Annotated in this window: 2 protein-coding genes; both read left to right on the top strand. The window is 43.4% G+C overall.

The annotated features are described in order from the left end of the window. Window positions 1–2 precede the first annotated feature (2 nt). Complete coding sequence (locus FNT16_RS20915; protein ID WP_185976770.1) at window positions 3–10,613, top strand: thrombospondin type 3 repeat-containing protein; 10,611 nt, start codon at window positions 3–5, stop codon at window positions 10,611–10,613. Window positions 10,614–10,619: 6 nt separating this feature from the next. Further along, window positions 10,620–16,964: a hypothetical protein gene (locus FNT16_RS19335; protein WP_143873598.1), complete on the top strand. Its 6,345-nt coding sequence runs from the start codon at window positions 10,620–10,622 to the stop codon at window positions 16,962–16,964. Window positions 16,965–16,968: the final 4 nt, after the last annotated feature.

Below are 16,968 nucleotides of genomic sequence, written 5' to 3'. Positions count from 1 at the left end.
TCATGTTAAAAAGGACGATTCAACAACGCCACTGTGTTGCGCGGATATTTAAGGCTAGCCTTGCTGGATTACTCTTGGTTTGCAGTACTGACGCTTTGCACGCCAACCAAGCGGTTACCTCAGAAGTTCCAGGCTGGAGTATTCGTGGCTATAATTTAACTGCTGCCGAGCAACAATTGTCGTTGCCGCTTCAATTAAAAACGCTGCCTGACAACCGCCAAAATATCCCCCAATTATCCTCGTTGGCCACTCAAGACGAGTTGTTAGTGATTAGAGGCTATTTTCAAGCGTTTGAGCAATCAACTAACCTAGTTATAAATTCCAATTTATCAGGGAAAATTAGAATCAATCGCGATAGTTTTGAGCTAAGATCAGAACAAGCATTGTCTGTTAACTTACCGGCAAGCCAAAGCAAAGGGCAACGTTTTCACATCCAAATTATTTTATTTAACCCAAAAAAGCTTACACCAATTGTAAGTGCCTCAGTAGATAGCCAAACTCAGTCTCAGTTTTTAGATTCGTCCCTAGTTAGCTCTATACGCGATGTAAGTACGTTAGATAGTGATAACGACGGTTATCACAACGCAATTGATGATTTTCCGTTAAATCCGAGTGAATGGTCAGATTTGGACAATGATGGTATTGGCGATAATGCAGATGAAGATATTGATGGTGACGGAGTGGTTAATCAATTGGATGCTATGCCATTTAACGCCGCCGAGCAAAAAGACACAGACCAAGATGGCATAGGTGACAATACTGATCCCGATATTGATGGTGATGGTATCGACAACCAACAAGATACCTTTGTTAATGATAACAAAGCTGCAATTGATACTGACCAAGATGGGATTGCCGACTATCTTGATGAGGATATAGATAATGATGGTGTACTGAATCAAGCCGACGTTTTCCCTTACCAAGCCAATTATAAAAAAGATACAGATGGCGATAGTATTCCCGACAGTATTGATGTTGACATCGACGGTGACGGCGTTGCTAACGCCAAAGATGCTTTCCCTAACAACCCTAGCGTTTGGTCGGATCTTGATAAAGACGGTATCGCTGATCAACTAGATAACGATATAGACGGTGACGGCGTAGACAATGCCTTGGACAGTTTTCCTGCTGACGCGTTAGCCTATAAAGATTCAGATCAAGACGGGATTGCAGATAACCAAGACGATGATAGAGATGGCGACGGAATTCGCAATGACCTAGATGCGTTTGCATCAGAATCCAGGTTTTGGGCTGATACCGACCAAGACGGGATAGCCGACCAAATTGACCCTGATATTGATGGTGACGGCGTCGACAATAACCAAGATGCTTTTATTTATAACCCGCAATACCAAAAAGACAGCGACCAAGATGGCATACCCGATCAACTTGATACAGATAAAGACGGCGACGGCATAACTGATACGGACGATGCATTTCCTCTTGATGGTTCAGAATGGTTAGATACTGATGGCGACGGCATTGGCGATAATCGAGATAATGATATAGACGGTGATGGTGTCGTTAACGCCAATGATGCTTTTATTTATAACGTCAATGAGCAAGCCGATTTAGACCAAGATGGTATCGGTGATAATGCCGATACTGATCGTGACGGCGATAGCATTGCTAATCAGCAAGATGTATTTCCAGCAAACAGATCTGAATGGCAAGACTGGGATCAAGATGGTATTGGTAGTCAATCTGATAACGATTGGGACAATGATGGTATTAGCAACGACCAAGATAAATTTCCTTACGATGCAAGCGAATCTCAGGACTTAGATCAAGACGGAGTTGGTGATAATAGCGATCTCGATATTGATGGCGATGGCATAGCAAACGGCCAAGATGCGTTTCCTTTAAACGTCAATGAACATACTGACTGGGACAGCGATGGTATAGGAGCCAAAGCAGATGAAGACTGGGATAATGACGGTGTCGTTAATAGCCTAGATAGATTTAAATTTAATAGCAGCGAGTTTTCCGATTTTGATGGTGACGGCCTAGGTGATAACACCGATCCCGATATTGATAATGATGGCATTATCAATAGCCAAGATGCCTTTCCAAATAATGCCTTAGCTTGGTCAGATATAGATGGCGATGGTCAACCCGACCAAACGGATGAAGACCGAGACGGTGATGGCGTCGACAATGCTGCAGATGCTTTTCCCAATGACCCTCAAGAAAGCGCCGATATGGATGGCGATGGTATCGGCGATAATGCCGACCGAGATCGTGATGGTGATGGCTTCACCGCGCTGTACGATAAGTTTCCTAATGATGTTCTTGAATGGGCTGACCTAGATTTTGACGGTATTGGTGATAACTCAGACCCAGATAGAGATGGCGATGGTTATCCAAACGCTCAAGATGCTTACCCAAATAACCCAAATAAGCATGAACACGAAATTGGACCTGATCAAGATAATGATGGTTTAGCGGATAACGTAGACCCAGATATCGACGGTGACCATATTATAAATGAGCTGGATGCTTGGCCGTTTGACGCCAGCAAAGGGCTTGATACCGATGGCGATGGTAAGCCTGATAATAAAGACAATGATATTGACGGTGATAACAAGCGTAACCGTAAAGATAAATTTCCGAACCTTGCTAGTGAATGGGCAGATTCAGATCGTGATGGCTTAGGTGATAACTTAGATCCAGACCGTGATGGCGACGGTATCGCTAATACACTAGATGCGTTTCCCGATGATAAACGCGAGTGGCAAGATTTCGATAACGATGGCCAAGGTGACAATAGAGATAAAGATGACGACAACGACGGCATCAACGACAGACGCGACAAATTTCCTTACAACGCCCAATTACAAAATGATACCGATGGAGATGGTATCGATGATAGTCAAGACCCTGATATAGACAACGACGGCGTGCCTAACGAGTTTGACGCTTTTCCAAATAATCGAGCGGAATGGTCAGACTTTGATGGAGATAGGCTCGGTGACAACTCAGATAAAGATTGGGATAATGATGGCGTTGCCAACCACCTTGATGCCTTTCCGTTTAACTCACGCGAACGAGCCGACATCGACGGTGACGGCCTAGGTGATTATGCCGATGATGATAAAGACGGTGATAGTTTCCCTGACTATCGTGATCCTTTTCCTAATGACGGCAGTGAATGGATAGATAGCGATTGGGACGGCATCGGCAATAACTCAGATCTAGATATTGACGGTGATGGTGTTGAAAATAGTCTAGATGCTTTCCCATATAATCCCCAAGAAAGCCAAGATTTAGATGGTGATCATATAGGTGATAATCGTGATTACGACAGAGACGGTGACACCTACGCCAATTGGCAAGATGCTTTCCCAAATGATCCAAGCGAATGGTTAGATATAGACAGAGATGGCATTGGCGATAATACTGATCCTGATCGAGATAACGACGGTATTCCTAATAACCAAGATGAAGTGCCAAATGGTATTTGGTTTAAATGGAAGAAAAAGCGTGAGCACCCTGATTTAGATGGAGATGGCATACCAGACTGGTGGGATTGGGATAGAGATGGTGACGGTATAGGTAATTGGGCCGATGCGTTCCCAACCGATAATACTCGTCATAGGGATACAGATAGTGATGGCATTGCCGATCAGGATGATCCTGATATTGATGGTGACGGTATATTAAACAGCCTTGATTATTTTCCAGAAAATAACAAATGGCATAAAGATACCGATGGTGATGGCATCGCTGATGCTAGAGATTGGGATATTGATGGCGATCAGATTGAAAATTATAGTGATGAGTTCCCGCTCAACCCTGCCGAAGTGCGTGACAACGATAAAGACGGCATTGGTGATCACTTCGACTGGGATTTAGATAACGATAATGTTATCAACGACATTGACGCCTTTGATTTTGACCCTAACGAAACCACAGATACCGATAAAGATGGTATAGGTGATAACGCCGATCAAGATCTTGATGGGGACTTAATGCCAGATAATTGGGATGCTTTTCCTAGTAATGGTTTAGCTTATCTTGATTCAGATAATGATGGCATTGATAACAAGCTAGACAGCGATAGAGATGGCGACGGGGTATTAAATCAAGACGACGCCATGCCTGATAACCCTAATGAGAATGCCGATTTTGATGGTGATGGCATAGGTGATAATACCGACCAAGATATCGACAATGATAACCGCCTGAATACGTTGGATGCCTTCCAATTCGATAAAAACGAGTGGACAGATACAGACGGTGATGGTGTTGGTGATAATGCCGATAGTGATCTAGACGGCGATGGGGTTATTAACCAGCAAGATAAATTTCCGACTTCAGCTCTAGAATGGAACGACTTAGATGGAGACGGTGTAGGGGATAATTCTGATTTGGATATTGATGGCGATGGTACGCCAAACGATAAAGACGATTTACCATTAGATAGCCGCGATTTTTCTGATATAGACAATGACGGTATCGGTGATAGCCAAGACCCAGATAAAGATGGCGACGGCATACCCAATGAAGATGATTTGTTACCAGCTGGTTTGGGTAAAGACTTAGACAACGATGGTATTCCAGATGATACTGACCACGATAGAGATGGCGATGGTGTCATCAATGTTAATGATGCTTTCCCAGACGATAGTGCCGACTATTTAGATACAGATAAAGATGGCATAGGCGATAAAACAGATGCCGACAAAGATGGCGATGGTGTTAATAATATCGAGGATCCCTTCCCAGCGGTGGCCTTATGGTTTACAGATAGCGATCAAGATGGTATCGATGATAGTCGTGATAGCGATATTGATGGCGACTTTGTTAAAAACGAGCAAGATGCTTTCCCTAATGACGCGAGTGAATGGCGTGATTTTGACAGTGACCAAATTGGAGACTTAACCGATGCGGATATCGACGGCGACAATATTCCAAATGAATCAGATGCCTTTGTTTACAACCCTCTAGAGTGGGCTGACAGCGACTTTGATGGCATAGGTGATAATCAAGATACGGATTGGGACAACGATGGTGTAGCAAATACCATTGACGCTTTCGCTAGCAATGCTAATGAATGGCTTGATACGGATGGCGATGGCATTGGCGATAATTCTGATCCTGATATCGATGGTGATGGGGTACCTAATACAAATGATAAGTTTAGATTTAATGCCGAATACGCTCTCGATTTAGATGGCGACAATATCCCTGATGCACTTGATACAGATAAAGACGGTGATCAAGTACTAGATATTTTAGATGCCTTTCCAACCGATCCTCTGGCTAAGTTTGATTTAGACTTAGATGGCAACCCAGATATTAACGACACAGATATTGATGGTGACGGTGTAGCAAACAACCTAGATGCGTTTCCTACTAACGCCAAAGCGACAGTAGATACGGATAGTGATGGTGTGGCTGACAAGGATGATCTAGATAAAGACAACGATGGTTATGTCGATTCACTTGATAGTTTTGTTTTAGATCCAACCGAATGGCGCGATACCGATGGCGATGGTATTGGCGATAATAGTGATCCTGATATCGACAACGATGGTGTCGACAACGCCAATGATGCCTTTGTTACTAACTCGGCAGCAAGCAAAGATTTAGACAAGGATGGCGTTAGTGATGCATTGGATACAGATATAGATGGTGATGGCATCGCCAATGCATTAGACTCATTTGCTGAAAACGCCGACTACTGGCGTGATACCGATCAAGATGGTATTGCCGACCAAAATGATCCCGATATTGACAATGACGGTGTTGCAAACGAGCAAGACCTTTACCCAACCAATGCCGCTGATTGGTTAGATAGTGATGGAGATGGCATTGCCGACAGTGTTGATATCGATCGCGATGGAGATGGCATTAACAACTCGCTGGATGCCTTTGCGGACGACGCAACAGAGTGGTTAGACACCGATGCTGACTTAATTGGCGACAACAGTGACGATGACATTGATGGCGATGGTGTACTTAATGCTCAAGATAGTTTTCCAACCAATCCTAACGAAAGCAGTGACTTTGATGCGGATGGTTTAGGTAACGCAATTGACCAAGACGATGACGGCGATAAATGGTTAGATTATCTTGATGCATTACCGTTAAACGCCCTTGAATGGTTAGATACTGATCAGGATGGTCACGGTAACAATTATGATCCTGATATTGACAATGATGGCGTAGCTAACGCGTTAGATGCGTTCCCAACTAATCCACTTGAAAGCAAAGACAGCGATAATGATGGCGAAGGCGACAACACAGATATCGAACGTGATGGCGACTCGGTGCTCAATACACTTGACGCTTTTCCAGACTTGGCAATTGAATGGACGGATATAGACTCTGATGGTCTAGGAGATAACCAAGATACTGATCGTGATAACGATGGCATTCTTAATACTGATGATGCATTTGCGTGGGACAGCCGTTATCAAGCCGATTTGGATGGCGATTTAATACCTGATGTTATCGACAGTGATCGTGATGGCGACCAATTCGCCAACGAGTCTGATGTATTTCCTGATGACGCTAGTGAGTGGGCTGACTTAGACAACGACGGTATAGGTAACAATAGCGATCCCGATCGTGATGGTGACCAAATAGCCAACGAGTCTGATGTATTCCCTGATGACCCTAGCGAGTGGACTGACCTGGATAGCGATGGCATTGGTGATAATAGTGATACCGACCGAGATGGTGATCAGGTCGCTAACGATGCAGATGCATTTCCTAATGACGGTAGCGAGTGGGCTGACTTAGACGGTGATGGTATAGGCGATAATAGTGATCCTGATCGAGATGGTGATCAGGTCGCTAACGAGTCTGATGCTTTTCCTAATGACGCTTCTGAATGGGTTGATTTAGATGGAGACGGCATAGGTGACAACAGTGATACCGATCGCGATGGCGACCAAATTGCCAACGAGCAAGATGTATATCCAAATGATGCATCACGCCACACCCTAGAAGGTATAGCTAGCCTCTCAGCTGTTCAGCAACATAATCTTGTTGAGCTTAACTGGCCTAATTTCGCCGAGCAGCATGTTGGCGTTACCAGTATTGCTAATCAATTTATTGTGCAACGCGCTGACTGGAAGGCGGATAATAGTAACGCCGATTATCAAACCCTAACCACGCTAGATATTAGTGAACAAACTTATACCGATAGCTCAATTGAAAATGGTAAGGCATACAAGTATCGCCTATTAACTATTGCTAATGGCTGGCAAAGCCCGACCCAAGGTTTAGCGGAGCAGTTTATTAGCTACAATGATATTCAAATCGCGCAACCGCAAGTAGTACAAGAGTTTGACTCAATTGATATCGCTTGGCAGGCATCTAGCAACTTGGGCGACATTGCTGATGAATACGTAATTTGGCGCCAACTTGGTCAAGACACGGGTTGGCAACAAGTAGCGACCCTTAGCACTAACAATCAAGCACAAGGCCAGTGGCAAGACTTAGCACCAGTTGCTGATACTTTGCATCAATATCGCGTGCAAGCGCGGTTAAATCATTTTAATCCAATCACTAATACAGCGGTGACAAATGATGGCAGTTACTCAGCCGTGCGTCAGCATATTCAACCTAAATTAATCCAAGCCGAACTATTGCAGGCTGCGAACGTTAATGTTTGGGGAGCAGCACCAAATTACATTCGTTATATAGCCGTTGATAGCCGCCGAAACATTCAAATTGTTGGGCAGGTAGCCAATGCCATCGCTGATATTGAATTGAGTTTAGAATCAAGCTTAGGGCAAAGCGCTAATTTGATAGCCGTTAATGACGAACAGTTTGAACTAGAGTTACCGGTTACTAACAGTAATGAAATTTGGACTATGACAGTTACATCCGTTTCTGCCAGTCAAAAACAACGAGCAACCATACAGCTAAATGTTGTGGAAGACCCCGTACGGCCAACTCTACAACTCAACGGTAATCAAACCACGACCGAGCAAAGCACTATCACCTTGTCTGGGCAAGTAAGCGACAACTTGGGTATTAGCCAAGTACGCTTAATTAACTTAAATAACAACAGTCGCTACGCTGCGCACCTGAATTCGCCAACTGATACTAATCAGCAGGAACCACTCAATTTCAGTGGTCAAGTCTTATTAGATTGGGGTAACAATGCTATTGCGGTAGAAGTAACAGATATCGTGGGCAATGTTCATAGCCAGCAGCTTACAGTAGATCGCTTAAATGTCAGCTTACCTGTATTAACCTTATCTACGCCTGTCGCCAACAGTCAAGTTGCTCAGGCTGAGCTAACAGTAAGCGGTACGGTGCAAACTGATTTAGCACCGGAGCAATTCACTGTGTCATTTGCTGGGCAACAAGCTAGCTTGCAACGCCTAAGTGAACGCTTGTACCAGTTTAGCTTTTTGGCAGTGACGCTAGCTGAAGGTGAAAACCAAATTAGTGTTACCTCAGAGTCTGTTGCTGGTAACGACCAAGTTAGCACTAAGGTTACGTTTGTGCCACCTATAGTGGCCGAACCACCACAAATTCATATCGTATCACCGCAGCCAAATAGCCAATTGAATAATAGTAACTTCTTATTAGCTGGCAATATTATCTCGACCATACCGCCAGTACTGACTATTGATGGTGCGGTTGTCGATTTACAACAAGTCGCTGCGAATAAGTACGAGTTTAAATTTGGTGCTAGTTTCACCCCTAGCAACAACCAGCAAAGCTGGCAATTACATGCAAGCCATGCCGTTGGCCAGTCCAGTCAAAATGTTACGTATAGCCAAGACAGTCTAGCGCCAAAGTTATTGGTTGATAATGCCTTACACGCTCCACCATTAGTGAATACTTTGTTTGATAACCCATATACCATTAGTGGCACCGTGGTAGAGGCCAATCAGCCGCGTTTATTACTCAATGGCTCAGCCATAACCCTAACACCAGGCGCACAGGGTAACGAATGGCAATTTACTATGGATGTGCAGTTAACCGACAGTGCACCAAGTGATATTAATTTAGTGGCCTTAGATGGTGCCGGTAACCGAGCGGAATTAAGCTGGATTGCCCAGTCGAGCTTGCGCGCCAACATAGATATAATTACGCCGCAAGCACAGCAAAATTTTGTTGCACAAGCTAGCGATAGCCAATTGCCATTGCGCGTTGCGGCCGAACTAACCGCCAATCACGCCGACATTCAACATTTGCAATTGTTAGTGAATAACGCAGCAGGTGACAATGCATTTAGCCAGCAACAAGTATGGCAAGATGGCTTAATTAACCTTGAAGTGGACTGCCCAACACAAACGGGTGACTACACCTTATGGCTACAAGCGCTAGATAGCAGTGGCCAAATACTGGCTCAACAAAGTGTGCAATACCAAGTCACCAATGAGCAAGATATTAGCCTTGCGGTTGTGCTACATAACCCACAAGTAGCCGCCACTAAAGTAACCTATAATCAACCTGTGCAGCTTACTTTTAATAAAGTGATTGATCCGCAACAGCTAACCATTAGTGTAAAACAAACATTAAATGGTAAAGCTTGGGTAACCCAAGATGCATCTGGCACCAGTCCGTTAATGTCGCAAGGCGCGAGCTTACAAACTGTTAATAAAAACCAACAAGCCGTCACTGGGCAAATAGCCTTATCGCCAGATGGCAAATTAGTGAGTTATTACCCTAACACACCTTTTGATTATGGCGCCAAAGTGTTTGTTGAAGTTAACTATGATGGCCAAGAAGTGCTTAGATACACCTATAGCATTCAACCTTTACCTACCTTTATCGATGGCGCGATTGTTGATGTGCAACGTAATCCACTCGTTAACTACCGAGTGGCCATTAGTGATGCCTTTGCTAACGAGCAAGCTGAGTTGCCATATCGTACTGCAACCAATGGTGATGGCGTATATGGTTTTGGCTATACTAATAACAATAATGATGATGAGCCACTGGCCTCTGGTGATTACCTATTGCAGGTAAGCCCTGATATTGATGGCAGTTTAGTATCGGTTCAACACTTTGTGTCGATAACTTCCAATCAGCGCAACGCTTTGTCACAGATTACCGTACCAACCCTAAATAACCCTATTGCCAACCTACTGGTAAGTGGCAATTCGCAACATAGTTTGGCACAAGGTGACCTCGTTTTAGAATTGAGCCAAGCACAGCTTAGCTATCAAGGCCAAGAGCAAATGACAGTGATTGCCTATGGCCTAGACCTAATGCAATCCAATATGAAAATGGCACAACGCTTAGCACCGCTATATTTGTATGGAGTACAACCGCAAGGCATCCAAGTGCAAGGTCAGGTGGGTATTGATATGCAAGCACCTTGGTTAAATGGCTCGACAGATTACCTGCCAAAAGACGGCCAGTTTGTATTGGTATTTGGTCGTGCCACTGGCACTAATAACTTAACGGTAGTCGGGGTTGCTGAAGTTAACGGTAGTCGCTTGGTTAGCCAACAGCTTGAGTCTTTAACAACTTTAGATTTTATCGGCTTTGGTTTGCTAACCGCACAGCAGCAAGAGTTTGCGCTGCAATATCAACAACAAGAAATAAGCCTTGCCCAATTAATCAGTGCTGTTAGCAGTGATGCATCAACACAACTTAGCCAAACGCAAACAAACGGACTTGCAGGAGAATAATAAAACATGGCGTTGTTTAACTTAAAATTTACCGACCACAAATCCTGCGTTAAACACAGCAGTTTATGGTTACTTGGCTTTCTACTGCTATCGAGTTTATTCGCATCTAAAATAAGTGTGGCTGCTGGCGGTTTCGATATCTGGCATGCACAACATGGTTTTGTGGTGGGGCGCTCACTGATTTTGTCTGAGTCAGGCAGCTTAATTTGGGCAGAATATGATGAAAACGGAGGCGTGGTTAATCGCAGTTTTGCGCTGCAGGAAGGGAATTTATCTAAAGGTTATGTGCTGCCCGCTAATGAGGTTTTAGCGCTTGTCCAAGTTTACCAACAACTTAAACAAGCTAACCCAGGAGCGAAGCTACTGGATGCTAGCGAATACCAAGCACTAGAGTACACCGCGCGCAATGGTCATAAAGTGATAAAACCAGCCACCAATGGCTACCGCTATTTTTTAGTTAAACCAGAAGCAGCCATTTTGACGGGGTTAGAATCGCCATTTTTAATGGGTTTTAAGTTTGATGTTCAAAGCGCAGTGGGGGCGGTTAGTAGCGCAGATAAAGCAGTATTATTTGATAATCAACATCAAGTCGCCTTAACCAGCCCTTATACCGTATCGCCACTGAGCGGTTTCTACCGTGGTGAAGAGGAAGGTGCATTACTCAACAATGTGAGTCAACCCTATATGCCAATCTCTGGCGCGGCTGTTGAAATTATAGCGCCTTATGACGGTTTTGGCGTGACAGGTGAAAATGGTTTTTATCAAGCGCATTATGGGGTATTACCGTGTCCGGGTTTTGATTTTAGTTATACCACCCCCGCAGTAACCGAGGTTTGGTATAGCGCGTGGACACCCACAGGGCGTAAGCCGTTAATGTTCCCACAATTTCATCCGGGTTACACTTTATGCCAAGGGTCATTAGATAACCTGCAATACAGTAATACCTCGCTAACCGGCATAATGATGAATGTGCACTTAGAGAGCATTAAAGCTTCTCTGCCTAGCGCGTTAACTTACCCCAGCAATTTTTATATTGATGCCCAGCTCATCAGCGGTGAACTGTTCTTAGCGAATCCAGGCAGTTCAATTGAGCTAGCAGCCACCACAGAATACAAGTATCAAACGCCAAGCTTTACCGAACGTAAATTTGGTATGAATGACTTTGACCAAGACGGCAGTGCAGATGTGCGCGTCCAAGGTGATAGTATTATTGAATATGCAGGTGTAATGGTTGATGGTGAGTTTTTGTGTGAAACTGAAGCGGACAAACAAACTCACTATGCAGTGTATTTATCAAGCAATAGCAGTGACGAAACACCTGCTTGTGATAGCGAAACGAACCTATTAACCCCAGCACCAGATTTAGTCCGTTTAATTGACTACAGTGCCGATTTAAGCCACCAAGGCCTGTTATCCACCATCAGTAAAGAAGACCTTAAAGATACAGACATTTACGTATTTCGCAGTGGCAACGGCCAATTATTAATGGAACAAAAAGGCCTAGCTGAAGACGTGGTATCACCATTTAACTCTGGAACGCTTTTTGGTGTAAACGAAAACGGCTTAAGCTTTAGCAGCCTTATTCGAGGTTTTGAGAGCTATGTACAAACCTTGTGGGTGTCTAACCCATATAGTGAATACCTTAGCCACAGTAATATTAATCTGAATATTGCCAATGGTAGTTATGAATCATTATCACCGGGTGAGCCGATAGAAATTATCGCCATTAATCGTAAAACCGGTTATATGGGCAGCACGCGCAGTACCTTAGGCCAAATTAACTCAGGTGGGGTGGGCTATAGCGAAAACGTTATCGTGATGACACCACCCAACCTCACGGTTAAAGCTACGCGCAAATATAATACCGAACACAACCTTGGCAATAGTGATAGACCTAATCAACACACCATAGCTTTTGAAGGCTCGGCATCTAATAGCGATACCATGGTGTTGATTGAAATAGAATGGCTAAATCAAGATGGTACACCGCTACCACCAGCCATGGCGGATTATGGATTCACTGGGCGTTTAGTAAAAGTGACAGACAGCGGCATGGCGTTAACCGAAGTTGGGCATTTTGATATCACCCCGGGTAAGCGCATAGAAAATATACAAATCCCCACCGACCATGAATACAGCGAAACCTTCTACCTACAAATATCGGCCAAACCGCAACACGAGAATCCAACATTTGGTGATTTAGGCGCCAGTGCAGATGGGCCATTACAATATCGCCCAAAACACTATGTACCCTTTAAAGTACCTGTTTATGATGAAATACTAGATACGTACCGTAAAACCCAATACAACGCCCTAGTTGCAGCGGGTGAACAAAACCTCACACCACCTGAAACCCAATACCAATATCGCTACCGCCCAGAGTATCAATTTAGCTTATTGGACTTTGAGCTAAAAAACTTCAAGCGCCAAACGCAAGACCAACAAGTGGTCGAAATCAATAGCGATAAAGGTTATATGGTATCGAGCGACGATGTTGCGTTAGATATCCTATTTAGCATTAGCGATTATCAAAATCAAAATATAGAGCCTTTACCTTTTTTAGGTGTTGGCCAACAACTGGTGTTAGAAATGGGCGGACGCGAAGTAGAACTCACTCTAGGTGAAAACCAACAACTGACCTTTAACAACCCAGCGGATTTGCACCAACTAGAAGGCGAAGACTTCTTATTCCTGCAGTTGTACGACAACCAAGACCCAGACAATATTTTATGGGAGTATGCGTTTCAGCGATTAGATATTTACCCCAGCAGGGCTCAGACTGACAATATCATCGAAGTGTCGGCTGATGATGTACTTGATAACCCCCAGTTAGTGTCTGCATTTTTTACTGCAGCACCAGAAGGCCAGCTAAACAAAATTCAATGGAGTAACAGCCAAAACTTTGCAATGACGCCAGCTAATCAACAAAACGATACTGGTGTTTTTTCAACTCAATTTTACCTACCGACTACAGCAGGCACTAAAGTCACCGTTACTGCTTCTGGGGATAATGCCGATAACGGCGCAACTTCGGTTGCTTATGAAGTGATCCCAGGCAAACCATTTCGCATTAATTCCACAACAGATGGCGAAACTGTAATTGGAGGACTGGGGCAAGTACAACATACTTTAATAGTGAGTGACCAATTTGGTAACCCTGTAGCAGATGGCACACCAGTTGATGTTTCTACAGAAAATCTAGAATCGATTAGCAATTTAACTACACAAGGTGGGCAGGTTGTTCTCAAAGCTACAGGAGACACATTTTCAGGTGAGCAGCCCATTAGTGTTAAAGTTGGTAATGTCACCGAACAATTGACAGTAAATGTACATGATATTGAACTCAGTGTGTCAATACCTGAAGAAATTGAAGTTGGTCAAACGGCGACAGTGACAATTCAAGCAACCAGTGCTTATGGAGATTTAACAGCTCTACCCGTTCAAGTATCTAATTATCGTGGACGGCTCAGTGAAAACGGAGTTTTACTGAGCAGTGCAGGGCAAGGCAGCGTTTTGTTGGAAGCGGGGGAATTTCCTGGCCTAGGCGAAATTTTGGTAAGAGTCGGCGAGCGTTTTGCTCGTAAGCAATTCAAGGTTGTTACCCCGCCAGATACACCCACTTTGTCAAATAATGTCATTATTGCTGGCGCACCTGATACAACAGGTATTGATTTAGGTGGATATACTGTACCCCTCAAAACATCAGTCATGGTTGATATTCCGGGGCAGGAAGGTGACTCAGCGGAACTAGGTGTAGGAACGTTGGATAAACCTGCAATACCCGCCTTGCTGCATTACCCGATGTCGTATATCAGCGATAACAAAGTTCAAGATATTGTCGCTAAGCTAGATGGTGATGCGCAAAATATCATAGCAGAGCAAAATCATACCAAAGCAGGGCACTATAGCTTCAAGTTTGCTGGCGATAGCAAGGTTGAACTTTTCCAATACGCCAAATTACGCAAGCAAGACAATATTGGCTTAACGATGCACATAAGCCCTGAGCAAAACCAAGGTACATTGCTAGATTACTCGGCCTCTGGACTGAAAATAGAGCTAAGTGAACAAGGTAATATAAATGTTACAGCAACTTCACTTGATTCTAAGGGGGATGATGTTAAAACACTATTATCTAGTCAGACCCTTGCACTTAATCAATGGGCAAGTGTCGCCGTCCATGTAATAGACCAAGAGCTACATATTAAAATTGGAGATGAAGAGAAAAGTACCCCTTTGCCAGGTAAACTAAAAAACACATTTTCTGGTAAAAGCTTTATTGTAGGTGAAAACTATCACGGCAATATTGCCGATCTGAAACTGTATGATTGGGACGAAGAACCTCTAATTCAGTTAGCCGATGGCTCAAGCAAAGGAGAGCAAGTCATCGACGCTACGGGGCTCAGTCAATTTGAAGTCATATTTAATCAAAATCAACTGGCACGCTTTCAGAAACAGCGCATGCGTGAGTGGGAATTCAATTTCATTAACAAGGCGTACGCGAATGACTTAGTTTTTAGTTGCGATACCCCCTTTTTTCGAGCTGATGAATATGGTGAACTTACCCGAGGTGAGACGTTTGTTAAATTTATCTCGGAGTGTAACCCATTAAAAACCATCCAAGAAGTCCACCTTAAAATTACCAGAACGACGCTTCAAACAGCAGTTGTTATCAACGACTCGCTGCCAATAAACATTATTAGTCGAGAATCTGCTAAAAAGTTATATGGATTAGCATTTGGTAGTGAAGATGAAAAAGCGCTTGCACTTAAAACACTAAAAGAGTGCAAAGATGGCTTCATCACAGGTGATGGGGAAGGGGTAGAAGGATTTACATGCGATGTAATATCAGGGATTGTGGGGATAGCAGATGTAAGAGACTTTGCTGTGCATTCTTGGTACTACTACGTCACAGACGACGATAGATTCGACAGTTCCGTTCAGGCTTTAGCCGGTTTAGGTATTATCACATCACTAGCGGGCTATTTCTCTGCTGGCGTCGGTTTTGCCCCAGATGCTGTAATAAGCATGGCGCGTGCTATAGCTAAGTTATTACCCAAAGACAGTAAAATTATAGACCTGATTTCAGATTTGGCTTGGCAAGAGGCAAAAAAAGCCAACTACAACCCTCGACAAATGGGTAAGTTTTTTGCGGATATTATGCCGTTTATCGAGGTCACCGCATTTGTTGCCATTGAATATAAAACCTTAGCGCAAGCGGGTGAGATACTGGTTTACGGTATTAGAGATTTAGCTGATTTACAAGCTTGGAGTCGGTATGTAAAAGGCTATTTTGAACAAATTTCATCTAGTCAGGTTTTTGTTAATACAACCACTTTCAGCTTGTTCGCTGTCGCTTATGCAGTTGACCGAAACGTTATTAGCAAAACCGCTCAGGAATTCGTTGATATTCTAAAAGCTGTCAATGTTGAGCAATTTCTACGGTCACCCACTCAAAAAGCACAAGTATCTCGTATGATTACAAATGCTATCAAAGAGCTAGAAGTTGCCGTAGAACGTGGTAACGAGCAATTAGACAAGTTAATCTATAAATCGCAATTTATTGATGCGGCAGTCTTTGTTCAAGTCGTTGGCGGAAGGAAATACGGACTTGAAAACTTAGTTGACCTCAGAAATATAGCGAAAGTTGAACTTGGTAACGGAATGAATATAGAGCAGTTCGTCAAAGAAGTGTCGAGCTGGGATATTTTAAAACACATTGATGACGGGAAAATTGATTCAGATGTCGTTACTAATAAATTGAGTAAAGTTTTTCGAGGATTGAACCCCCTTGATAAGGACGGAAACTTTTCTAAAACTCCTCAGGCGCTAAACACTTCGCAAGGTGCAGCGTTTCAGCTATTAACAATAAAGTCTTTCTTGAACAAACCTGGCTTTAAATTATTAGACATTGAAGAGCTGGATAAAATTGCCGGGTTTACACGGCGTTATGATGTTAAAGTGGAAAAACCTGATGGCACTATAGTACGATATGAACTAAAAGCTTGGGCACCAGAGAATATTGATAAATTCTTGGGCTGTGCGTTTAAAAAGCGAGACAAAGTATGTAAGGATACCAATGAAGTTGGCGATGTATTTTATGGTCAGATGTTTAGGGATTTGGTGAAGTTACTAAAAAAATCTGATTCTGATCCAGAGATCATTTGGATGTTTGATAGTAGAAGTCAGGAACGAGTACAACAAATAAAAGAGCTTGCACTGTCGCATTTGGATGAAAATTTGGAAGATATATTTAGTTCTGCTGACATATTGGATATTGATTTTGATACTGATCCACGTGTAATAGGTTTATATGAGACAGTCGAAAATATGTTTGAAATTGGAGAGTTTTAATGTT

The organism is Catenovulum sediminis (assembly GCF_007289895.1).
Taxonomy (GTDB): Bacteria; Pseudomonadota; Gammaproteobacteria; order Enterobacterales; family Alteromonadaceae; genus Catenovulum; species Catenovulum sediminis.
This window is presented reverse-complemented; position numbering and strand designations above follow the sequence as displayed.

Coding starts and splice junctions, on each gene's coding strand:
- FNT16_RS19335 (WP_143873598.1), top strand. CDS start 10,620: ATGGCGTTGTTTAACTTAAAATTTACCGACCACAAATCCTGCGTTAAA.
- FNT16_RS20915 (WP_185976770.1), top strand. CDS start 3: ATGTTAAAAAGGACGATTCAACAACGCCACTGTGTTGCGCGGATATTT.